This window comes from Limibacillus sp. MBR-115, assembly GCF_040549425.1.
GTDB lineage: Bacteria > Pseudomonadota > Alphaproteobacteria > Kiloniellales > CECT-8803 > Limibacillus > Limibacillus halophilus.
Genome location: NZ_JBEPTJ010000003.1, coordinates 408885 through 431033 on the forward strand (window position 1 = coordinate 408885; position 22149 = coordinate 431033).

Annotated in this window: 22 protein-coding genes; 4 read left to right on the top strand and 18 right to left on the bottom strand. The window is 59.9% G+C overall.

Features of this window, described 5'->3' with window-relative positions:
- The first annotated feature begins 206 nt into the window (after nucleotides 1-206).
- A complete protein-coding gene (rpsD, locus tag ABIE63_RS08750) occupies nucleotides 207-818 on the top strand; it encodes a 30S ribosomal protein S4 (RefSeq protein WP_183415969.1) in 612 nt (203 codons plus the stop codon).
- A gap of 318 nt (nucleotides 819-1136) precedes the next feature.
- Here rpsD and ABIE63_RS08755 read toward each other — a convergent pair whose 3' ends face one another.
- The 10 genes from ABIE63_RS08755 to betC all read right to left on the bottom strand — a co-directional run bounded on the left by ABIE63_RS08755 (nucleotide 1137) and on the right by betC (nucleotide 10150).
- A complete protein-coding gene (locus tag ABIE63_RS08755; protein ID WP_354504056.1) occupies nucleotides 1137-1514 on the bottom strand; it encodes a VOC family protein in 378 nt (125 codons plus the stop codon).
- Nucleotides 1515-1595: 81 nt separating this feature from the next.
- Nucleotides 1596-1934, bottom strand: coding sequence for a Grx4 family monothiol glutaredoxin (grxD, locus tag ABIE63_RS08760; RefSeq protein ID WP_183415972.1), 339 nt, complete (start codon nucleotides 1932-1934; stop codon nucleotides 1596-1598).
- A gap of 36 nt (nucleotides 1935-1970) precedes the next feature.
- On the bottom strand, nucleotides 1971-2207 hold the full coding sequence (locus ABIE63_RS08765; protein WP_183415973.1) for a BolA family protein: 237 nt from the start codon (nucleotides 2205-2207) through the stop codon (nucleotides 1971-1973).
- A 44-nt stretch (nucleotides 2208-2251) separates the two neighbouring features.
- The gene (purL, locus tag ABIE63_RS08770) at nucleotides 2252-4468 is read right to left on the bottom strand and encodes a phosphoribosylformylglycinamidine synthase subunit PurL (RefSeq protein WP_354504057.1); all 2217 of its coding nucleotides are present in this window, start codon (nucleotides 4466-4468) and stop codon (nucleotides 2252-2254) included.
- Nucleotides 4465-5154, bottom strand: coding sequence for a phosphoribosylformylglycinamidine synthase subunit PurQ (gene purQ, locus ABIE63_RS08775; protein WP_354504236.1), 690 nt, complete (start codon nucleotides 5152-5154; stop codon nucleotides 4465-4467). The genes purL and purQ overlap by 4 nt, the downstream gene beginning before the upstream one ends.
- Entirely contained in the window at nucleotides 5154-5708 is a 555-nt protein-coding gene (locus ABIE63_RS08780; RefSeq protein ID WP_354504058.1) for a putative glycolipid-binding domain-containing protein, read from the bottom strand. The genes purQ and ABIE63_RS08780 overlap by 1 nt, the downstream gene beginning before the upstream one ends.
- On the bottom strand, nucleotides 5708-5950 hold the full coding sequence (gene purS, locus ABIE63_RS08785) for a phosphoribosylformylglycinamidine synthase subunit PurS (RefSeq protein WP_183415977.1): 243 nt from the start codon (nucleotides 5948-5950) through the stop codon (nucleotides 5708-5710). The genes ABIE63_RS08780 and purS overlap by 1 nt, the downstream gene beginning before the upstream one ends.
- Nucleotides 5951-6043: 93 nt before the next feature.
- Nucleotides 6044-6832, bottom strand: a complete 789-nt coding sequence (locus ABIE63_RS08790) for an RNA methyltransferase (RefSeq protein WP_354504059.1) — start codon at nucleotides 6830-6832, stop codon at nucleotides 6044-6046.
- A 14-nt stretch (nucleotides 6833-6846) separates the two neighbouring features.
- Nucleotides 6847-8493, bottom strand: a complete 1647-nt coding sequence (gene cimA, locus ABIE63_RS08795) for a citramalate synthase (RefSeq protein WP_354504061.1) — start codon at nucleotides 8491-8493, stop codon at nucleotides 6847-6849.
- 136 nt (nucleotides 8494-8629) lie between these two features.
- Nucleotides 8630-10150, bottom strand: coding sequence for a choline-sulfatase (gene betC / locus ABIE63_RS08800; protein ID WP_354504062.1), 1521 nt, complete (start codon nucleotides 10148-10150; stop codon nucleotides 8630-8632).
- Nucleotides 10151-10279: 129 nt separating this feature from the next.
- On the opposite strand from betC, the gene ABIE63_RS08805 reads away from it, so the two are divergent.
- Nucleotides 10280-10798 carry a GNAT family N-acetyltransferase gene (locus tag ABIE63_RS08805; protein WP_354504063.1) on the top strand — a complete coding sequence of 173 codons (519 nt, stop codon included), beginning with the start codon at nucleotides 10280-10282 and terminating at the stop codon, nucleotides 10796-10798.
- A gap of 20 nt (nucleotides 10799-10818) precedes the next feature.
- On the opposite strand, the gene cysS is transcribed toward ABIE63_RS08805, so the two are convergent.
- The 4 genes from cysS to ABIE63_RS08825 are packed head-to-tail and all read right to left on the bottom strand — an operon-like array spanning nucleotide 10819 to nucleotide 16068.
- Nucleotides 10819-12186, bottom strand: coding sequence for a cysteine--tRNA ligase (cysS, locus tag ABIE63_RS08810; RefSeq protein ID WP_354504064.1), 1368 nt, complete (start codon nucleotides 12184-12186; stop codon nucleotides 10819-10821).
- A complete protein-coding gene (gene gltX / locus ABIE63_RS08815; protein WP_354504065.1) occupies nucleotides 12183-13505 on the bottom strand; it encodes a glutamate--tRNA ligase in 1323 nt (440 codons plus the stop codon). Before gltX ends, cysS begins: the two co-directional genes overlap by 4 nt.
- A 38-nt stretch (nucleotides 13506-13543) precedes the next feature.
- Nucleotides 13544-15235 (bottom strand): NAD+ synthase, encoded by a 1692-nt coding sequence (locus tag ABIE63_RS08820; protein ID WP_354504067.1) that lies wholly within the window; start codon nucleotides 15233-15235, stop codon nucleotides 13544-13546.
- Nucleotides 15236-15240: 5 nt separating this feature from the next.
- On the bottom strand, nucleotides 15241-16068 hold the full coding sequence (locus tag ABIE63_RS08825) for a helix-turn-helix transcriptional regulator (RefSeq protein ID WP_354504068.1): 828 nt from the start codon (nucleotides 16066-16068) through the stop codon (nucleotides 15241-15243).
- Nucleotides 16069-16156: 88 nt separating this feature from the next.
- Here ABIE63_RS08825 and ABIE63_RS08830 point away from each other — a divergent pair, with 88 nt between their 5' ends.
- Entirely contained in the window at nucleotides 16157-17383 is a 1227-nt protein-coding gene (locus ABIE63_RS08830; RefSeq protein ID WP_354504069.1) for an MFS transporter, read from the top strand.
- Nucleotides 17384-17401: 18 nt separating this feature from the next.
- Here ABIE63_RS08830 and ABIE63_RS08835 read toward each other — a convergent pair whose 3' ends face one another.
- The 3 genes from ABIE63_RS08835 to ABIE63_RS08845 form a co-directional block, all read right to left on the bottom strand.
- Nucleotides 17402-17584: a hypothetical protein gene (locus ABIE63_RS08835; RefSeq protein ID WP_354504070.1), complete on the bottom strand. Its 183-nt coding sequence runs from the start codon at nucleotides 17582-17584 to the stop codon at nucleotides 17402-17404.
- A 143-nt stretch (nucleotides 17585-17727) separates the two neighbouring features.
- Nucleotides 17728-18891 (bottom strand): nicotinate phosphoribosyltransferase, encoded by a 1164-nt coding sequence (locus ABIE63_RS08840; RefSeq protein WP_354504071.1) that lies wholly within the window; start codon nucleotides 18889-18891, stop codon nucleotides 17728-17730.
- A 39-nt stretch (nucleotides 18892-18930) separates the two neighbouring features.
- On the bottom strand, nucleotides 18931-20322 hold the full coding sequence (locus ABIE63_RS08845) for a class II 3-deoxy-7-phosphoheptulonate synthase (protein WP_354504072.1): 1392 nt from the start codon (nucleotides 20320-20322) through the stop codon (nucleotides 18931-18933).
- A gap of 248 nt (nucleotides 20323-20570) precedes the next feature.
- On the opposite strand from ABIE63_RS08845, the gene ABIE63_RS08850 reads away from it, so the two are divergent.
- Entirely contained in the window at nucleotides 20571-21398 is an 828-nt protein-coding gene (locus ABIE63_RS08850; RefSeq protein WP_354504073.1) for a hypothetical protein, read from the top strand.
- On the opposite strand, the gene ABIE63_RS08855 is transcribed toward ABIE63_RS08850, so the two are convergent.
- The gene (locus ABIE63_RS08855; protein WP_354504074.1) at nucleotides 21391-22125 is read right to left on the bottom strand and encodes a hypothetical protein; all 735 of its coding nucleotides are present in this window, start codon (nucleotides 22123-22125) and stop codon (nucleotides 21391-21393) included. The genes ABIE63_RS08850 and ABIE63_RS08855 overlap by 8 nt on opposite strands.
- Nucleotides 22126-22149 lie beyond the last annotated feature (24 nt).

Here is a 22149-nt window from a genome sequence, read left to right on the forward strand (position 1 = left end):
GGATTGAGGTTTACTGCCGTAAAAAAGCCCTTCCGACCACCTCGGCGGGTTTGACTTTGTCGCAGAATTCCTTTATTTCCGCGCCTTCACTCCCGGGAATGTGGGACAGCCTCATGAAGCTGCACCCCGCTCAAGGTCCGAAGGAAACGACGAACCGAGAGACTACCGGGACAACAACGCTCTGATTTAACAGGAGGATTGCAGGCATGGGTAAGCGCCTAGCATCAAAGTACAAGATCGACCGACGCCTTGGCGTCAACCTCTGGGGTCGCCCCAAGAGCCCCTTCAACAAGCGCGAATACCGTCCCGGCGAGCACGGCCAACGCCGCCGCAAGCCGACCGACTACGGCACGCAGCTGATGGCCAAGCAGAAGCTCAAGGGCTACTACGGCAACATCGGTGAGAAACAGTTCCGCCGGTACTTCGACGAGGCATCGCGCCGCAAGGGCAATACCGCCGAGAACCTGATCGAGCTTTTGGAGCGCCGTCTCGACGCGGTCGTCTACCGCGCCAAGTTCGTGCCGACCGTGTTCGCCGCTCGTCAGTTCGTCAACCATGGACACGTCCTGGTGAACGGCAAGCGCGTCAACATCTCTTCCTACATGGTAAAGGACGAGGACATCATCGAAGTGCGCCAGAAGAGCCGCCAGATGATTATGGTCCTGGAAGCGTCCGGTTCGCCCGAACGCGAAGTTCCCGACTACATCGAGGTCGACCACAACCAGATGAAGGCACGCTTTATCCGCGGTCCGCAGTTGGCCGACGTGCCCTACCCGGTTCACATGGAACCGAACCTCGTCATCGAGTATTACAGCTAACAATCTTTCCGATTTTGGCTTTCGAAAAGCCGGTCCTACGGGGCCGGCTTTTTTCGTTCTCGATTCTTTTCTCTTGCTATCTTAGCGCGATATATTATCCTCAACCACGTCCTATGATGGCTTCCCTATAGGAACGATCTTTCCCTGGGAAGGCTGATTGGAAAGCACCGATGGGGGTGACTGCGTTTCACCATCTGCCCCCACAGTGATCCCATCGGCATCACTTAACCGGCTCATTCGTGAGCCGGTTTTCTTTTTCTGGGAATGGCTGTTTTGCAGGACTTGAGGCTAATCCGGCGACCCCTAGGCGATCTTCCGTTACGCCCGGGCGGTTTCCTGAAAGGTCACCTCGACCTTGTTGCCGTCGGGATCACGCAGGAAAAGCTGCGTCCAGCCGAACCCCGGTACTATGTTCGCGTTGTAGTTGATCTCGGCCTTCTCAAGCACCTCGCGAAAGACCGGCAAATCTTCCGCCATAAAGGCAAAGTGCTCGATTCGCGGCGTCGGCGCATCCGGCGTATCTGAGACCTCAACGAGGTGCACCACCGGCCGGTCGCCGAGATAGAACCAAGCGCCGCCGAAAGTGAAATCCGGGCGCGGTCCCTCCCGCAAACCCAATACCTCACCATAGAAGCGCCGCAACTCGTCCAGTCTGCCGGTGCGCAGATTCACATGGTCAAGATATTTGAGGGTCATGCTCGAACGCCTCCGGTTAGAGAAAGGCCGGCAAACCCGTAAAGGTCACCGGCCTTCTCAAAACAAAGAGCGAGAATTCGATCAGGCCGCGTTTTGCGTATCGATGCCTTTATCCTGCAGGAACTGCTGCAGTTCGCCGGACTGGAACATCTCGCGGACGATATCGCAGCCACCGACGAATTCGCCCTTCACATAGAGCTGCGGCACGGTCGGCCAACTTGAAAAATCCTTGATGCCCTGGCGCAAACCGGGATCTTCCAACACGTTGATGCCCTTGAAGCGGACACCAAGATGGCTCAACACCTGAACCACGGCGGCGGAAAAGCCGCACTGTGGAAAAACGGGCGTACCCTTCATGAACAACACAACGTCGTTCTCTTTGATGTCTTGTTGAATTCTCTCAGCTACCGGCGTGTTCATCGGTCGCTCACTCCTTTTATTTTCGTCTGGTGCCGCTCAAGCCTCGGGTGTCGAGGTCTGCAGCGCCAGCGCATGCAATTCATTGCCCATGCGTCCCTGCAGGGCCTGATAGATCATCTGATGTTGCTGGACGCGTGTCTTGCCTCTGAACGCCTCCGACACGACGTAGGCCGCATAGTGATCGCCGTCGCCGCGCAGATCTTCGATCGTCACGGTTGCGTCCGGCAAGGCATCCTTGATCAGCTTTTTGATCTCTCCAGCGTCCATCGCCATGAAGTCGCTTCCCTTTTCCGTTCTCGATTGCCCCTGGTTCGGGTCTAAAGGCCCGCGGCCATATAGCCAGGGAACCAATCTTCGTGAGCGCGCCTCAGTTCCGCAAGCGATATGGTGAAGCTGTCGCCTGCTTTCAACGTATCGCCGCCACTACGGCCAACGAGAGTCGCCGAAACGCCCGCCTCGCGCGCCGCAGTCAAAACGTCATCGGCATCACGGGTCGCCACAAGATAGCGTCCCTGGTCCTCGCCGAACAGCCATGCCGCCAGCGATGCGCTGTTTGTCGCAGACAAGTCAAGCTCTGCGCCGGTGTTACCGGCTAGCGCCATCTCCGCCAATGCGATCAGGAACCCGCCATCCGAAAGGTCATGACAGGCCGCCAACCTGCCCGAGCCGACGAGAGACAGAACCAACTCGCCGGTCCTGCGCTCCAATGCCAGATCGACCGGCGGCGGCGCGCCGTCGGCGCGGCCATGCAGTTCGCGCTGATAAAGCGACTGGCCAAGCTCACCGCGTGTCTCGCCCAACAGCACCAGCGCCAAACCCGGTTCAGACAAGGCGATGCCGCAGGTCCGTTCGATATCATCGACCAGACCGACCATGCCGATGACCGGCGTCGGCAGAATAGCCTGGCCATTGGTTTCGTTGTAGAGCGAGACATTGCCGGACACGATCGGCGTATCCAGCGCACGGCAAGCCGCGCCCATGCCCTGAACGCAACCGACAAGCTGACCCATGATCCTTGGTCGCTGGGGATTGCCGAAGTTGAGATTGTTGGTCGCCGCCAAGGGACGCGCGCCCGTCGCCACCAGATTGCGGTAGGCCTCGGCCACGGCCTGCGCACCGCCGGTTTCCGGATGCGCCTTGCAATAGCGCGGCGTGCAGTCGGTGGTGATCGCGAGCGCACGGTTGCTGTTGTGAATGCGCACCAATGCCGCATCGCCGCCGGGCCGTCCATGCCCCAGCGTATCGCCCATGACCATGTGGTCGTACTGCTCCCACACCCAGCGTCGCGACGCCAGATCCGGGCTTCCCAGCAACTGCTTGAACGCCTGACCGTAGTCGGCCGGTTCCGGCAAGGAGTTTGCTGCGATCTTTGGCGGCAGCGGCGTTGTCTCATGCGGACGATCGTACTCCGGACTGGCTTCCGCCAGAGGGTCGATCGGCAGATCGCCGACGACCTTGCCTCCGAACGTCAGAACCATGCGGCCCGTATCGGTCAAGCGACCGATGACGGCGAAATCCAGGTCCCACTTCTCGAAGATCGCCTGTGCCTCAGCTTCGCGGCCAGGCTTTAGGACCATCAACATCCGTTCCTGGCTTTCAGACAACATCATCTCATAGGGAATCATGCCCTCTTCCCGGCAGGGAACCTTATCCAGGTCCAATTCGACGCCCGTGCCGCCTTTCGAGGCCATCTCGAAAGATGAGGACGTCAGGCCAGCAGCCCCCATATCCTGAATGGCGACGATCATGTCGGTGGCCATCAACTCCAGGCAGGCCTCGATCAGCAACTTCTCGGTGAAGGGGTCGCCGACTTGAACCGTCGGCCGCTTCTCGTCGGAATCCTCGTCGAACTCGGCAGAGGCCATCGTCGCGCCGTGAATACCGTCGCGCCCAGTCTTGGAGCCGACATAGACGACCGGATTTCCGATACCCGTCGCCTTGGAATAGAAGATACGGTCGGCGGGTGCGATACCGACGGTCATGGCGTTGACCAGGATGTTGCCGTTGTAAGCAGGGTCGAAATTGACCTCCCCGCCCACGGTCGGCACACCGACGCAGTTGCCGTATCCGCCGATGCCCGCGACAACGCCTGCCACCAAGTGCCGGGTCTTGGGGTGATCGGGCTCTCCAAACCGCAAAGCGTTCAAGTTTGCAACCGGACGCGCACCCATGGTGAAAACATCGCGCAGGATGCCACCGACGCCGGTCGCGGCACCTTGATAGGGTTCGATGAAGCTTGGGTGGTTATGGCTCTCGATCTTGAAGACCACGGCCAAGCCTTCGCCGATATCCACGACGCCTGCGTTCTCACCGGGGCCCTGAATCACTTGCGGGCCGTCGATCGGCAAGGTTTTCAGCCATTTCTTGGAGGATTTGTAGGAGCAGTGCTCGGACCACATGACCGAGAAGATACCCAACTCCAACAGATTGGGTTCGCGGCCCATGATCTGCAGGACGCGATCATACTCTTCCGGCGACAGACCATGCTCGGCAACGATCTCCGGAGTCATGGCGGGTTCGTTCGGCAAGCTCATGAAAGCGCCTCCACAAGGCCATCGAAAAGGGGACGCCCATCGATGCCGCCCAACAGCGGATCGGCCAGACGCTCGGGGTGCGGCATCAGGCCCAGCACCGTCTTGGTTTCGTTGTAGACACCGGCGATATCTTCCAGAGACCCGTTCGGGTTGGCATCAGCCGCCGCGCCGCCGTCCGGCGCGCAATAGGAGAACGCGATTTGGTCACGCTCGCGCATCGCAGCGAGCGTTTCGGCCTCCACGAAGTAGTTGCCGTCATGGTGCGCCACCGGCACGCGGATCACCTGTCCGGCTTCATATCTGTTGGTGAAAACCGTTTGGCTGGTTTCGACCTTGAGATGAACATCCCGGCAGACAAAGTTGAGCGAAGCGTTGCGCATCAGTGCGCCCGGCAGCAGCCCGCTTTCGCAGAGCACCTGAAAGCCGTTGCAGATGCCCATGGTCGGAACGCCGGCCTTGGCGCGCCTGACCACTTCCTTCATCACCGGCGAACGTGCCGCCATGGCGCCGCAACGCAAGTAGTCTCCAAAGGAAAAGCCGCCGGGCAGAACCATCAGATCCACCTCGTCGAAATCGGCGTCTTTATGCCAGACCATGAGCGGTTCGCGCCCCATGGACTGTCTGAGTGCAACCTGAACATCCCGGTCGCAATTCGAACCCGGGAAGACAATGACGGCGGCCTTCATCACGGAAAAACCCTCCGAAAGGTCTCTGGATAGTCTCGTACCAGCCCATCGTCATCGACGGGCAACTCGGCCTTGAAATCGCGAAACAGGCCCTCGTAGAGATAGCGGCCCTCGCCCAATCGGCGATAGCGCTGCTCGGCAACGCGTGGCTCTAGCGAGGGTAAGGGCAGATAGACCACCCGAATGTCTATAGGGCTGTCGCCCACAAAGGGCAGACGGCGAACTGGCAGCGTGTTGGTGAAGGGGGTCACCTGAATGTCAATCTCGTAACAGCCCTGGAACTGCGGCGCGGCTTTACCGTTCATTGTCCAATTGCCTGCGCCGTCGGCCTCCAACAACAATCGCGCCCCACCTTCAACCGCAATCTCGGCGCGACGCAGGCACCAAGCGGCATCCACCTGGATCGAATAGCCAATCCGCAGCGCCTCACCATCGAGCACACGCACTATCGCGCCATTGGCTTCGGACTCCACCTCCGACTGACGCAGCCGAAGGTGCTCGAAGCCAGGGTCCGACAGTGGGACCCAGCAGACCTCGCTGGTCCGCAGGCTCATCATCCCTCCAGTTCGATGCGGTAATTCTCGATCACCGTGTTGGCGAGCAGCTTCTCGCACATGTCCCGAACACTGGCCTCGGCCTTGCCCGGATCGCTTTCCTCCAGATTCAACTCAATGAGCTTGCCTTGACGCACCTCATCGACGCCGGAGAAACCGAGACTGCCCAGGGCGTGTTGAATTGCCTTGCCCTGTGGGTCGAGAACACCGGACTTCAGGGTCACGAATACTTTGACTTTCATGGGGGTGGCCACCTGCAAAACATCATAGGGGTTGGCTTGGCGCGGAACTTACCCTCGCACCCCGAGTCTGGCAAGGGTCGAAGCGCGCTTGTCTCAGCCCTTTTTCATACCTTTTCGCCGCTGCCGCGCCTCGATCAGGGCCGAAACGATCCCATGCAGCGTCCGCACATCCTGTTGCGTCGGCTCCAGGCGATTCACGAGTGAGCGCAGGTTACGCAGCATGGCTTGGCGCTTATGCTCCGGCCAGAAGAAATTGACCGTGTCCAGCTCGTCGACAAGGCGCTCGAAAAAAGCATCTATCTCACCGTGGTCGGCTGGTGGCGTGTGGCCTACTTCGCGCCTGTCCTCCGGCGTATCGTCGCCGGACTGGTACCACTCGTAGCCAATCACCAGCACTGCCTGAGCCAGGTTCAGGGAACTGAAGGAAGGATTGAGCGGCACCTCGATTATCGTGTCGGCCAGCGCTACTTCATCGCTTTCCAGACCCGTGCGCTCCGGCCCGAAGACAAGGGCCGTTTGCATGCCGTCAGCAATCTGCTGGCGGAGCTGCCTTACCGCGGCCTTGGGTGTCATGATCTGCTTGATCATCTCGCGCTGGCGGGCCGTGGTCACATAGACCTTGTGGCAATCCTCAAGGGCCGCCGTCACACTGTCGTAGAGCTTGGCAGCCTGCAGGATTGGCAGGGCGCCGGAAGCTGGCGCCGCCGAAGCCTCGTTGGGCCAACCGTCGCGTGGCTCCACCAACCGCAATTCGCCCAGGCCGCAGTTCATCATGGCACGGGCAACCATGCCGATGTTCTCGCCAAGCTGCGGGCGCACCAGCACGACAACCGGGTTGCGGTCCAAAACGATTTCGGGGCGGGATCGGTCGGTACCGGCCATCGTCCTATCGCGCCCTAATTGCGCGCCGCGGCCGACTTGGGACCCAAAGGCGCGACACCGGCCTTGAACAATCGCCAGCTATAGCTGTCCTCCAGCGCCGTAAAGGAGGCCTCGACAATGTTGGGAGATACGCCCAGGGTCGTCCAGCGCTGACCATCAGGCGCAGCGCTCTCGATCATGACGCGAGTCACAGCCCGAGTTCCTTCCTGAGGTGTCAGAATACGCACCTTGTAGTCGGACAACGCCATGCCTTCGAGCACCGGGTAGGCCCAGACCAGCGCCTTGCGGAGGGCCACATCGAGAGCATTGACCGGGCCGTTGCCGCTGGCCACCTCGTGGCGCAACTGACCGCCGACCTCGACGGTCACGGTCGCCTCGCTTTCGGTAATCAGATCACCGCGCGCATTCCAACGGCGGTCATCCATGAGGCGAAACCGCTCCATGCGAAAATAATCCGGCACCTCGCCCAGACGGCGACGGGCGAGAAGTTCGAAGGACGCTTCCGCGCCATCGAATGAGTAGCCCTGGCTTTCCAGGTCCTTCACCTCTTCCAGCAAGCGATTGACGCGCTTGTCTCCGGCTTCCAACTCCAGGCCGATCTCGCGAAAACGCGCCAGAAAATTGGAGCGCCCGGCCTGATCGGAAACCACGATGTGCCGCTGATTGCCGACGACCTCCGGGTCGATGTGCTCGTAGGTGCGCGGATCCTTCTCCACCGCCGAGACATGCAGGCCGCCCTTATGGGCGAACGCCGAGTCCCCGACATAGGGCTGATGGCGGTTCGGCGCCCTGTTCAAACGATCATCGAGCAAACGCGATACGTGTGTCAGATGGCCCAACTGTGTGTCGCTAACGCCGATGTTGAAATCGCTTTTCAAGGCCAACGAGGCGATGAGCGAGATGGTATTGGCGTTGCCGCAGCGCTCACCCAGTCCGTTGAGCGTTCCTTGCACTTGTCGCGCGCCCGCCCAAAGGGCGGCCAGCGAATTCGCCACGGCGTTTTCGGTGTCGTTGTGGCAGTGGATGCCCAAACGCACACCCGGCACCTGCTTGGCAACCTCGGCGACAATCTCCGACACCTCGTGGGGCAAGGTGCCGCCGTTGGTGTCGCAAAGCACGATCCAGCGCGCACCCCCGGCATCAGCAGCCTTCACGCAAGCCAGGGCATATTCCGGATTGGCCCTGAAGCCGTCGAAGAAATGCTCCGCATCGAACATCGCCTCGGACTTGCGACTCTTGGCGAAGGCGATGGAGTCCTCGATCATCTTCAGGTTTTCTTGCCGGTCGATTTCCAGCGCCACGTCGACGTGGAAGTCCCAGGCTTTACCCACCATGCAAAGCGCATCGGCCTTCGAATTGACGAGCGCAGCCAAACCCGGGTCATTCTCCGCGCTCCGACCCGGACGGCGTGTCATACCAAAGGCGACGAGTTTTGCATTCTTGAAACTTGGCGGGTCCGCAAAAAAGCGATCATCCGTCGGGTTCGCGCCGGGCCAACCACCCTCGACATAATCGACGCCCAGGTCATCGAGCGCGCGCGCAATGGCGATTTTGTCGGCAACACCGAAATCGACCCCTTGCGTCTGCGCGCCGTCGCGTAGCGTTGTATCAAAGATATGAACGCGCCTCTCGTCGTTCCTACCGTCGTCATTCCCGGCCATCGTCTGTCTCTCTATCCCGCCTATATGGCTCCCTTGATCGCAAGGGCGCTCTCCCCCGTGCCTCTTTAGAGCGCAGAGCCGGGGGCAAGGTCAATGGCCCAGCGCCATATCGGCGAGACGGCAATGGTTCCGGTAATCATTCGGTCCTCGGCCAACGCGCATCGCCTTCTACGTCGTCTAGGTCGCGATGGTTCCGCATATAGCGCTCACTCGCATCGACGAGCGGCTGGAAATCCCAAGGCAGGCGCTCGCCTTGGGAAAGCGCCTGATAGACCAGACGACGGCGGCGCTGGCTGTCCAGAACCTGATCGCGCAAGCCTTCCGCATCCCAACGGGTCGCCGCCTCTTCTCGAAAAGCAGCGAGCGTTGCGGCCGCGTTCGGGTCTTCCGCCAGGTTGTTGAGTTCATGAGGATCAGCTTCCAGATCGAAAAGCTGATCGGGGTCCGGCGCCGTGGCAATGTACTTGAAGCGCCCCCTGCGAATCATGAAGAGCGGCGCAATCGCCCCCTCCCCGCAATACTCGCCCAGGACTTCGTCATGGCCGCCGGAGCCCGATAGGTGTCCCTGTAGGCTGCGCCCGTCGATCTCGGTGGCGTAGTCCGGCGCCTTACCGTCGCCCGCCAGCTCCGCCAGTGTCGGCAACAGATCAACCAAAGAAACGGAGGAGGACACCTGCCCCGGCCGGATGCCGGGCCCGGCGATCATCAAGGGAATTCGCGATGAAGGCTCGAACCAGCTCATCTTGTACCAAAGGCCGCGCTCTCCCAGCATGTCGCCGTGATCACCGCAAAAGACGATATAGGTATCGCGGGCCACACCGATCTGGTCGAGTACCGACAGCAAGCGGCCAATCTTGTCGTCCAGGTAGGAAATCGCACCATAGTAAGCGCGGCGCGCGGCGCGCACTTTGTCCTCGGGGATGTCCAACCCCTCCAGCGCATAAACATGGCGCAAGCGCTTGGAGTGCGGATCAAGGTCCTTCGGATCGATTTTAACCTGCGGCATATCGATTTCATCGTCGCTGTAACGCCGCCAGTAGTCCCAACCGATAGCATAGGGATCGTGCGGGTGGGTGAAAGACACCGTCAAGGCAAAGGGCCGCTCATCGTTTCCGCGCACCCAATCATAAAGCCAGCGCTCGGCGTTGAATCCCACCTCGTCATCGAAGTCCAACTGGTTGCTCCGCACGCAGGGTCCGGCATTCAGGACAGAGGCCATGTTATGGTACCAGCTTGGCCGGGTTTCGAAATCTTCCCAGTCGCAGAACCAACCATAATCCGCCGGATAGATATCGGTGGTCAGGCGCTCCTCGAAGCCATGCAACTGATCGGGTCCGCAAAAATGCATCTTCCCCGAAAGGGCGGTGCGATACCCGGCATGTCGCAGATAATGCGCGAACGTCGGACGATCTGCGGCGAGATCACAGGCATTGTCGAAGGCGCCAATAGCCTTGGGCAAACGTCCGGTCATCATCGAAAAGCGTGACGGCGCGCAAAGTGGCGCATTGCAATAGGCGCTATCGAAAAGCACCGAACGCTCTGCAAGCGCATCCAGATGCGGTGAGCGCACAACCTTGCCTCCATAACTCGGCAAGACCCCAGGCGTCATCTGATCGACCATGATGAAAAGAATGTTGGCTGCCTTGCCACTCGGCATCGCTGCGTCCTCCAAGTTCGTAAGAACCGGCAAAAGGGTGCTTGTGGAACGAATTACCCTTTTTTCATTCTGCCACAGGCTATAATCGCGACTCGAACAAAAGCGACCAGCAACCGCGAAAAGAAACCAATGGAACTACTAACTAAAAGACTTCGCTTGAGGGGCCCGAGGGACAGCGATCTGAAACCGCTGCTACACGCCATGAACGATTGGCGCGTCATTCAATGGTTCGACAGTCTGCCCTACCCGCATCACGAAGCGGACGGCGAAGTCTGGTTGCGCGCCGTCATCGACAACCTGAACGGACCAGAACCCGGCATGTTCCTGGTTGCCGACATCAACAGCGATGACCTGATCGGCGCCGCAACCCTGGAGCGCAAGGAAGGCAGCACGCGCTTTTATCTCGGATACTGGATCGCGCCGCGTTACTGGGGCCAGGGTTACGCCAGCGAAGCCTGCCGCCCCCTGACCGAGTACGCTCATGATCATCTGAAGCTGAATGAACTCTTCGCCGCGGTAGCGCCGCACAACGCAGCCTCCAAACGGGTTCTCAGCAAGCTCCTGTTCGAAGAGTTTTCAAGCGAGGACCGCGAGGGAACGCGCGCTGGTCACCACCGCATGTTGCTTTACCGTCGCGAATTGGAGTGACCGCTGTTAGAGAGAGGAAATCAGGCCCGCCGCCAGGTGGTGCCCTGCGGTCCGTCCTCCAACAAAACGCCGCGCGCTGCCAACGCGTCCCTGATGCGATCCGCCGCCGCGAAGTCCCGCGCCTTTCTGGCCGCTAGACGCTCGGCAATCAAGGCATCTATTTCAGCGGCCTCATCATCGTCAGCCATCCCCTTGAACCAAGCTTCAGGTTCTTCAGCCAGCAGCCCCAAGAGTTCAGCCGAGTCGAGCAGGCCCGCTTTTGCGAGTTCTGGCAGTTCACCCCGGTTCAACTGATCTGCAAAACCATGGAGATATGTCAGTGCTTCTGGTGTATTGAGATCGTCCGCCAGTGCACTGACCACGCCGTCGGTAACCAGTGTCTCGCTACGCACAACGCCGGACGCGTTGCGTAAAGCGCCATAGAATCGGTCAAGCTGCGCCTTACAAGCCTCCAGCTTCTCGCGCGTGATATCGAGCGGTTGGCGATAGTGACCGGACAGCAACGCAAGACGGATCACCTCGCCATGCCAGCCTTCGTCCAGCAAGGCGCGCGCAGTGAAGAAATTGCCCAGTGACTTCGACATCTTCTCGCCGTTAACGACGACGTAGCCATTGTGCATCCAAATATTGGCGAAAGGCGCATGGTTGGCGCAGGTCGATTGTGCGATCTCGTTCTCGTGGTGCGGAAAGATCAGGTCCGCGCCGCCGCCGTGGATATCGAAGGTCACCCCCAGGTGTTCCTTGGCCATGGCGGAGCACTCGATGTGCCAGCCCGGTCGTCCCTTGCCCCAGGGGCTATCCCAGCCGGGTTGATCTTCCGACGAGGGTTTCCAGAGAATGAAGTCGGCAGGGTCGCGCTTATAGGGCGCCACCTCGACCCGAGCGCCCGCGATCATCTCGTCGCGGTCCCGGCGCGATAGCTGCCCGTAGTTGGCGTCGGACCCGACCGCAAAGAGTACGTGTCCCTCGGCTGCATAGGCATGGCCCTCGGCGATAAGGGTCTCGATCATGGCGACCATCTGTGGAATGTGCGCCGTGCAGCGCGGTTCAACCGTGGGCGGCAACGCCCCGAGCGCTGCCATGTCGGTCTGATAGGCCAGGGTGGTGCGTTTGGTTATGCTCTCGATCGGCTCGCCCGTTTCCTGGGACGCCTTGATAATCTTGTCGTCCACGTCGGTGATATTGCGCGCGTAAGTGACGTGCTCGTCCCCATAGACCTGACGGAGCAGCCGAAACAGCACGTCAAAAACCACTGCCGGGCGCGCGTTGCCGATATGCGCGGTGTCATAGACCGTCGGCCCGCAGACGTACATCCGCACGTTCTTGGGATCGATCGGCACGAGCTCCTCCTCGCGCCGCTGCAAGGTGTTGTAAAGCCGGATGGTCACGCCTTCTCCCCTCTCAACCGCCGCGCCGCCTTGTCATGCCCGATCAGAGGTAGCAAGGACTTCAGCTCGGGTCCATGCTCACGCCCCGTCAGCGCCAGCCTGAGCGGCAAGAACAGGCCCTTTCCTTTCCGTCCTGTCGCGGCCTTGACGGCAGCCGTCCAGTGCCCCCAGGTTTCCGCATTCCAAGGTTCGGGCGGCAAGCGCTCGGCGGCATCGGCCAGGAAGCCTTCGTCATCGCCTAGGACCGGCTCCACCTGACCGTGGCAAATAGCCAGCCAATCCTCGGCATCGGCCAGTTTGGTGAGGTTGGGACGGATCGCCAGCCAGTCTGCCTCGGTCAGGCCGGAAAGACGCCCCGCGACATCGGCAAAGGGCATGACGTGCAATAGGCGGGCGTTCAAATGCTCCAACTCCGCCGGATCGAATTTGGGCGCTGCGCGTCCAAAACGCGTGAGGTCGAAACCGGCGGCCAAGGCCTCCAGGGTAGCGGTGGGCTCGGCTGCATCGGGCGTGCCCAAAGCCGCCAGATAGCAGTTGATGGTCATGGCCTCCAGCCCAGCTGCCTTCAAGGATTCCAAGCTGAGGCTGCCTAGGCGTTTGGAAAGACCCTTGCCCTCGGCATCGGTCAGCAAAGAGAGGTGCGCGAATGTAGGGACAGGCGCACCCAAGGCTTGGAACAGCTGAATTTGAACTGCCGTGTTGGCGACATGATCCTCGCCACGCAGCACGTGGGTCACATGCAGTTCGGCGTCATCCACAACCGAGGAAAGGGTGTAGAGCGGCCGCCCGTCCTCGCGGATCAAAACCGGGTCCGACAGGTTGTGGCCTTCGAAATGTTGGGGGCCACGCACCAGGTCGTTCCACTCGATGGCATCGGGTTCCAGCTTGAAGCGCCAGTGCGGACGCCGACCCTCTGCCTTCAGCGCCGCGCGCGCAGCGTCATCAAGCTTCAAGGCGGCACGATCATAGAGCGGTGGTCTGCCCGCAGCGAGCTGCGCCTTGCGCTTGAGCGACAATTCCTCCGCAGTCTCGTAACAGGGATAGAGACGGCCCGCTGCCTTGAGCGCCTCTACCGCCGCATCATAGCGGTCCATGCGGTCGGATTGGCGCGCAAAGGCGTCCCATTCCAAACCAAGCCACGTCAGATCCCGCTCAATGGCCTGGGCGAACCGTTCCTCGGAACGCTCCGTATCGGTATCATCGAGACGAAGCAGGAACTGCCCTCCCGCCGCCTTCGCCAGCAACCAGTTCAGGAGGGCGATACGCGCATTTCCGACATGCAAAAGCCCTGTCGGGCTTGGGGCGAAACGAACTTTCACGAGATTCTCTGCTCCCCTCGGGCCTGTTCGTGCAGACTCTAGTACGGCCCTTTATAGGCATTGGTGATGGGATACCTGCGATCGCGACCGAATGACTTCGGTGTGATCTTTACCCCTGGCGGCGCCTGACGGCGCTTGTATTCAGCGTTTTCTAACATGCGCCAGACCCGGTTGACGACCGCCCGGTCGTGCCCCTTGGCCACCAGATCGCCGACACCTGCCTCGCTCTCGATCAATCCCGCCAGGATCGCATCGAGTTCGTCGTAGCTCGGCAGGGTATCCTGATCGGTCTGATTGGGCTTCAATTCGGCAGTCGGCGGCTTGGTGATGATCCTATCGGGGATCACCTGGCCTTCCGGCCCCAATGCGCCGGGCGGGCGATGATTGTTGCGCCAGCGCGCCAACCTGAAAACCTGAGTCTTGTAAACGTCCTTTAGAACGTTGTAGCCGCCGCACATATCGCCGTAGAGCGTTGCATAGCCCACCGACATCTCGGACTTGTTGCCGGTCGACAATACCATGTGCCCCAGTTTGTTCGACAGGGCCATCAGGGTCAGGCCGCGTGATCGCGCTTGGATGTTCTCCTCGGTCGTATCGGCCTGTCGCTCGGCGAACAGGGGCGCCAGCATTTCGCCGAACGCCGTCATCGCCGGTTCGATGGAAATCTCATCCAGCCGAACACCCAGACGCTTTGAACAGTCCGCAGCATCCTCCAGGCTTTCCCGGCTGGTATAGGGTGAGGGCATCATCACGCAATGCACTCGCTCCGCGCCCAATGCATCGACCGCGACCGCAGCCGAAAGCGCGGAATCAATGCCACCGGACATGCCGATGAGCACGCCCGGGAAGCCGTTCTTGGTGACATAGTCGCGCAAGCCCAAGGTCAAGGCGCGGTAAACCGCGTCATCACCCTCAGGGCCGGGTTCGCAGTGCCCTTGGGTGCAATGCCAGCGCTCCTCCTCGTCCCGTTCCCAGGTCGTAAAGGCCAGATGTTCTTCAAAAGAAGGAAGTTGCGCGACTAAGCCGCAATCAGGATTGAGGGCAAAGGAGCCGCCGTCGAATACCAACTCATCCTGGCCTCCGACCATGTTTACGTATATGGCGGCCAGACCGCTCTCGGTTACCCGCTGGACGCCGAGATTTAATCTTACATCCGTCTTGCTGGTCTCGTAGGGGCTGGCATTGATCGACACCAGCAACTCCGCACCGGACTCCTCCAGACATTCGGAAACCTCGGCCGTCCAGAAGTCCTCGCAAACCATCAAGCCCAGGCGCAGGCCGCGAAAGCTGACAGGGCCCGGCAGCGGTCCAGGGGTAAAGACCCGCGCATCGTCGAAAACGCCATAGTTCGGCAGGTCATATTTATACCGCACGGCCTTTATCTCACCGTTGTCGAGTAGCAGGGCGGCGTTAAATATTTTGCCGCGCAGGGGCGCTTTATTCTGGCCCCAGTCGTCCATCCAGGGGGCGCCGACGATGAGTCCCGGTCCACCATCGCCTGTCGCCAGCGCCAAGCGGCGAACCGCTTGCTTGACGGCGGCCATAAACTGCGCTTTCAACACCAGGTCTTCAGGCGGGTAACCCGTCACTGATAGTTCGGGCGTTACCAGCAGATGAGCGCCTTTGACCGTCGCCTGCATGCGGTGGTCGAGAATCTTGGCGACGTTGCCTTCCAGGTCCCCGACATGCGCATTCAGTTGGGCCAGCGCGATGATGAAATGGTCTGTCATGCCCCCTAATTACGCGCTGTCTTTGTCTGCGGCAAGCCGCCATGACGCGCCGCGAACTGTCCGGGCGATTCTCCCATGGCTTCGCCAAACATCGCAATGAAGGCGGAGGGGCTTTCATAGCCTACGGCAAAGGCCACCGAGGTCACCGCCTCACCCTCGCTCAGCAGGGTTATCGCGGTCTGCAGCCTAAGCTGGCGCCGCCACTCGCCGAAGCTCTGACCGGTTTCGCTTTTAAAGAGCCGCTCAAGCGTCCGTTGGCTGGCTCCGGTCATCCTCACCCAGTCAGCCAGCCCCCTGCGATCTCCCGGATCGTCGAGCAAGCCGTCCACGATGGGCTTCAAACGAGGTTCGCCCGGCAGGGAAAGATGCAGGTCAACCGTCGGCGCCAACCGGAGTTCATTGAGCAGGACAACCGCAAGGCTCGACTGACCGGAACCAGAGTCATAGTTCTGCTCGCGTTCCAGAAAGGCCAGAATCAATTCGCGCAGCAATCCGGAAACCGCCAGCACGCAGCACTCGTCTTGCAAGCCCGGTGAACCGCGCTCCACATGCAAGGATCGAAAGGCCAAGCCGGGCGAATGGGTAACGCGGTGCGCAGTGCCGGAAGGCAGCCACACAGCCCGCTGCGGCGGCGCCAACCAAAGACCGCGTTTGGTTTCCACCTGAAGAACGCCCCGGGCCGCATAGAGTAGTTGCCCGAAGCGATGTTCATGCCAATCAACAATCTCCGGACGATCGTAATCGATCCGCATGCCGATCACCGGGCGCTCCAAAGTAGGCGCCGGGAGGGATTCGCTGGCTGGCCGCGTGATAGAAGCTGCTTGACGTTTCATCGATATAGATTGACCGAATGCCGATAGACCGACAAGTCCTGACTGAGTAGATTGCCTTCAAACCTGAACCTGGAAAGCTGAACTCGCCATGCTCGACCGCCTCGCCGGTATCGTTCGCACCTTTCGATCGCAGGGACTTCGTTCCCCGGAATCGCTGCTGTTGCTTATGGGCGCCGCCGTCCCCCTTTCCTTCGCCGTATGGCAAGCGTTGTTGAACAACTTCGCAATCGAGAAAGCGGCCTTTACCGGTGCCGAGATTGGCATCTTGCAGAGCCTTCGGGAGGTCCCCGGCTTTCTCGCCTTTACGGCGGTGTTTGTGCTTTTGCTATTGCGCGAGCAGCCCTTTGCGTTGCTATCCATCGCCCTGCTCGGCATTGGCACGGCAGCGACCGGGTTCTTTCCGACGGTAATCGGGCTCTACCTGACCACGATCGTCATGTCGGTCGGGTATCACTACAACGAAACCATCCAGCAAAGTTTGGCATTGCAATGGGTCGGCAAGGAACGCGCACCGCTCGTGCTGGGCCGTGTGATCGCGGCCGCGAGCTTCACCTCGCTGATCGCTTACGGTTTGATGTGGGTAGCCTTCGACTTTTTCGACGCCAATTATACCGCCGTCTACCTGATTGGCGGCGGCGGCTCCGTCGCCATTGCCGTCTTTGCCTGGTTCTTCTATCCGCAGTTCCCGGCCAAGGTGGAGCAGCACAAAAAGCTGATCTTCCGGCAGCGCTACTGGCTCTATTACGGCCTCACCTTCCTTTCGGGTGCCCGGCGGCAGATTTTCATCGTCTTCGCGGGCTTCATGATGGTCGAGAAGTTCGGCTATTCAGTGGCCAATATCACCCTGTTATTCCTCATCAACTACGCTGCCAACATTTGGCTGGCACCCGCCATTGGGCGGCTGATCCAGCGCTGGGGCGAGCGTAAGGCCCTGACCTTGGAATATATCGGTCTGATCGTGGTCTTCACCTCTTACGCTTTCGTCACTGACCCGACGATCGCTGCTGGGCTCTATGTGATAGACCATCTGTTCTTCGCTATGGCGATCGCAATCAAGACCTATTTCCAGAAGATTGCCGATCCGCGCGATATCGCCCCCACTGCGGCGGTTTCCTTCACCATTAACCATATCGCAGCGGTTGTTCTACCCGTGTTGTTGGGATACGTCTGGCTCGTCAGCCCCAGCGCGGTTTTCCTGGTGGGTACCGGTTTCGCCGTCGGTTCCCTGCTCCTCACTCAACTGATTCCTATGGACCCGCAGGCCGGCCAGGAAACCGTCCTGACACGCCGAGGCGGCGTTCAACCGGCTGAGTAGCAAACGCCGTCCAGACCCTCAAGGATCAGTCATGTTTCTGTTGAGGCGTGTTTGGACGAAGGACCATTCGTCCATGCCGGGAGTGATGGCCGGGTGGTCAAGCAGTTTGAGGGCGACTAGGGCCTTGTCCAGCGCAACCTGATGGGCCTGCCAGGCCTGAGGATCGTCCGCCCGCGCCCCGCTCCCCCACCCCGACGACATTGCCCTGGCTGTCCCTCAAGCGGGTGCGGAAAGTCGGCATCGGCTGGTTTGACGGCGCTGCATTCGGCGGAATCGCTTGCGCTACCCGTGGAGACGCAAAGGTGCGCCAATCCGAGTGCAGACCCCAAATGACGGCTGCGTCGTTACTTACGGAAGAGGAACTCGCGGCCCAGTTTCACGCGAGGTTCGCCATCGTACTCGATGATATCAGCGGTGGCGTAGGTCTCTGACCAGCGGTCGGGCAGGTAAGACCCGGTCCCGACCACATCCAGAGGAACGCCGGCTTCAGCCATGACCTTGCACTTGGCGGGACTAAAGCCCGAGGAGGCGACTATCTTGACCGCCGGGAACCCGGCTTCATCAAGCGCCTCACGTAGCCGCCATACGGCCGCCGCGGAAACTCCCGCCCCGACCAAGTATCGCAGTTCTTCCTCATTTCGGTAGCCGCGTATTGCCGTCGGACAATTACGCTCCAGCACCGCATAGGACCCAGCAGGATCCAGCCCTTCCATGAAACGGCTGCCCGGCACGTCCAGCCGCACCGACAGAGTGCCGGCGGCGGCACGCTCCGGAAAGCGCTTGCAGACCGCAAGGCTGTCCGTGATTTCCTGGCCGAAGTAATCGACCAAGACCGTCATGGGTTCATCCGGATAGGTCTCGTCATACATCTCGGCGGCCCGCAGAGTCGACCCGGCATAGCCGATCAAGCCGTGGGGCATCGTTCCTTTGCCGTTGCTCTGGCCAAAGAAGTGCGCGGTTGCATCGGTCGCGTTGGCACTAAATCCGATGGCGCCGACCTTGCGGCGGGCGCGTGCGGACCCCACCGAGGCGGCGTAAGCCATCAACTCAGCCATCTCCGTGCCCGCGCAGTGCCGGGCGTCCATAGCCAGGAAGGTGACCTTCGGCAGGTCGGCGCACATGGTGTAGGCGTTGTAGGCGGCAACACAAGCCGGCCCCAGCTTCATCAACAAGAGGGTTTCCAGATCCGACAGCTTCGACAAGGGTCCTGTGATGTAGAGGAGCGGCTCACCGGCACCGACCCATTTACCCTCCTCGTAGCGCAGGTCGATCTCAACAGAGAACCCGCGCGCCGCAGCGATGCTGTTCAACCAATCAATCGCTATACGCGGCGCCGAGACAACCGGCCGCCGCATGAAGAGGGCATAGGTCGCCGTTACGTCGCCGAATTTTTCGACGATCTTGCGGGTTCGTCGGAAATACTGATCCGTCCAATCGCCAACCTCTGCATCCCCCGGCCAAGACTGTCCGAGCGTTCTACCAACCTTACCGCTGCCATCTGCGGGCATAGCGTCGTCTCCCTATCGGGCGGAGAGAAAATCCAGAACTTACTGAGCGGCGGCGAAACGATCTGTACCTTCGGCCATCGCGCTACGCTCTTCCTTCAGCTGTTCGGCAATCAGGAACGCCAGTTCAAGTGCCTGGCTGGCGTTGAGGCGCGGGTCGCAGTAGGTGTGATACCTTGCACTAAGGCCATCCTCGCTGATCGCTTGGGCGCCACCCAGGCATTCGGTGACATCCTGCCCAGTCATCTCGAAATGGACGCCACCTGCGTAGGTACCCTCAGCCTTATGCACTGCAAAGAAGCCGCGTACCTCACTCAAAATTCGATCGAAAGGCCGGGTCTTGAAACCGGTTGAGGACTTGATGGTATTGCCATGCATCGGATCGCAGGACCAGACCACCTGGAAGCCCTCGCGTTTGACGGCGCGCACCAGCGCAGGAAGCTTTTCCTCGACTTGTTCATGGCCCATGCGAGCGATTAGCGTCAGTCGCCCGGCATCGTTCTTGGGATTCAAAACCTCGATCAAGCGCAAGAGATCATCGGGATCCATGCTCGGTCCGCATTTCAAGCCCAACGGGTTCTCGACACCACGCAGGAACTCCACATGCGCCTCATCCGCCTTGCGGGTTCTGTCGCCGATCCACAGGAAATGCGCAGAACAGTCGTAAGACCGGCCGGTCAGGCTGTCGACGCGGGTCAAGGCTTGCTCATAGGGCAGCAACAGCGCTTCGTGGCTCGTGAAGAAATCAGTCTCGCGAAGCTGCGTGGCCGTTTCCGGCGTCAGCCCACATGCCGCCATGAAGGCCATTGTCTCGTCAATTCGCTGCGCAAGCGCCTCATAGCGCTCGCCTTGCGGACTGCCCGACACGAACTCCAGGTTCCAACCATGCACCTTGTGCAAATCGGCAAAGCCGCCTTGCGCGAACGCCCGTAAAAGGTTCAAGGTCGCCGCAGCCTGGTTGTAGGCCTGGATCATGCGCTGCGGATCGGGGATCCGGGATTCCGGGGTAAAGGCAATATCGTTGATGATGTCACCACGATAGCTCGGCAACTCAACGCCATCGATTACCTCGGTGTCAGCAGAGCGTGGCTTGGCGAACTGCCCAGCCATGCGGCCCACCTTGACGACGGGACAGGCAGCGCCAAAGGTCAAGACGACCGCCATCTGCAGCAGAACCCGAAAGGTATCGCGAATGTTGTTGGCGCGAAAATCGGCGAAGGCCTCCGCGCAGTCACCACCCTGGAGCAGAAAAGCATCGCCCTGGGCCACTTTGGCGAGCTGGGCGCGCAGCAGACGCGCCTCGCCAGCGAATACCAACGGCGGATAGCTCGCTAATTTCGCTTCAACATCGGCAAGCGCCGCGGCGTCAGGATAGGTCGGAACCTGACGAATTGGCTTATCCCGCCAGGACTGCGGACTCCATGTCGCTACCATCGAACGTCTTTCACCTTTCTCGGTTTGCACCCCGAAACGGGTGCCAGAGCCGCTGTTTTACCGCCGCAAGCCCTGCTAATCCAATAAAAAGCTCAATAAATGCCAAGTTCCCTTGACCAGCGGGTGCCCAAGGGTTCTATCCTTGTTACCAAGCCGTAACTGGCAATTGAGAATTTTGGCGTGAGAATCAAGTAAAAGCGATGTTCGGGAAGAGACGGTTTTTAATAAACGCACAAGGGAAAAGCTGTTTGCTTTTCCAGGATCGACGCAGAAAGGTCGTCGAGAGCCTGACGTCTGCCAAAAAGCCACCGGCCGACCAACCCATGATCGAAACGGCAATTCATGAAGAAGGCTGGGTCGCAGTAGAGGTCGATGGCGACAGCGGAGAAACCGAAATCAGCCTGGACGTCTCGAAAATTGCCCCCAACGCGCTTATCGGCGCAGGCAATATGTTGATCTCCCAGCCGACGGGCCCGGTGCGCTTGCGCTGTTTCGGCGCCGCTTGGACCGAGACGGTCTTCAAAGCTGGGTCGGAAGCTGCAGCAGGTCTTTTACAAGCCGTTTCCGCCGGTATGGATGACGTCGGTCGTCAGCGGTTCACAACCAACCATGTCGATTTCTCCTCGCTCAAGGAAGATCAAAAAGACGCCTGCGAGAGTCTGTTCAAGCTTTTCGAGTTCTGGCGCGACCGGGCGTTTGCTTTCGACACCTCCGTGCTGGATTTCCTCCGTGCCCAAGGTCTTTTCGAGCGCTCCACTTTGGTGGAGCCCGATAGCGGAACATTGGGCGGTGTGTTTCTCTTCACCGGCCCTGGCTTCAAGCTCTACGGCAGCGATTGGCCACAGCACAGCATGGGGCTGCCGGTGACAGAGCAGCCGGACCCGGTCTATGGCCGTTGGGTCGGCCAGACCTATGAGCGCCTGTTCCGCAGCAATGCCCCGGAAATGGTGCAGGTGGATGCAACCATCATGTCCTATCCCCTGCATGCTCCCCGGCGGTCATACATCTGTGCCAGGCTACCCTGGACCGCCGGAGAGCAACGACTCATTCTATCAGCCTCGGTTCTGCTTAACTGAGAACCTCAAGGCTCTTTGCCATATCCCTTTCGAGTTCCTGGCGCGGTTTAGCCAAAAGATAGAGTTGCACATCACCAAAGAAACAATTCCGCCAGTCGATGATCGGCTCAACCCGGCTGTACCCGTAGTTGGCAACAACGCCCTTTTCAACGAGCGCCGGCACCGCTAGTGCGCAGGTTATGTCAGTATCCCAGAAATGGAATCCGAAGGTACGGGACAACAGCGGCACAAGCTTGGCCAAGCCGGTTCCTCTGACCTGCGGATGGAACCAAGCATTGCCGCTGTAGCAAACCAAACCGCTCACCCGTTCCGCGGAAGGCGCGGTGCAGGTAATCATCTCCTCCGGGAAAGCTGACGCCTGGGGGTCGGCATAAACAAAACGAAGACTTTCGGCTTCGATCTTAAAATTGGTGTCCTGCCAGTCATAAAGTTTGGCACATTGAGCACCCACAAATGTTCCTTCACGATCCCTCAGGCAAAGCCAAAATGCCCGGTCGGGGCTTACGTCACTGACACGGGGGTCGAACATGGGTGTCAGCGGATACCAGCCCCGATCTTCGTGCTTCTGGTTGTAATCCAGTAACGCAGCGAAGTCCGTTTCCAACGTCACGGAAATACCCAAGTTGGCAAGTTTCTTATGCAACGCCTCGATCAACGCCAAGGCATCAGGTTCCCGCGTTACGATAGGATCGAGACGGACATCATCGGATAAAAATAGATCAGGCATAGCATCCTCCTGGATAAGGTTATG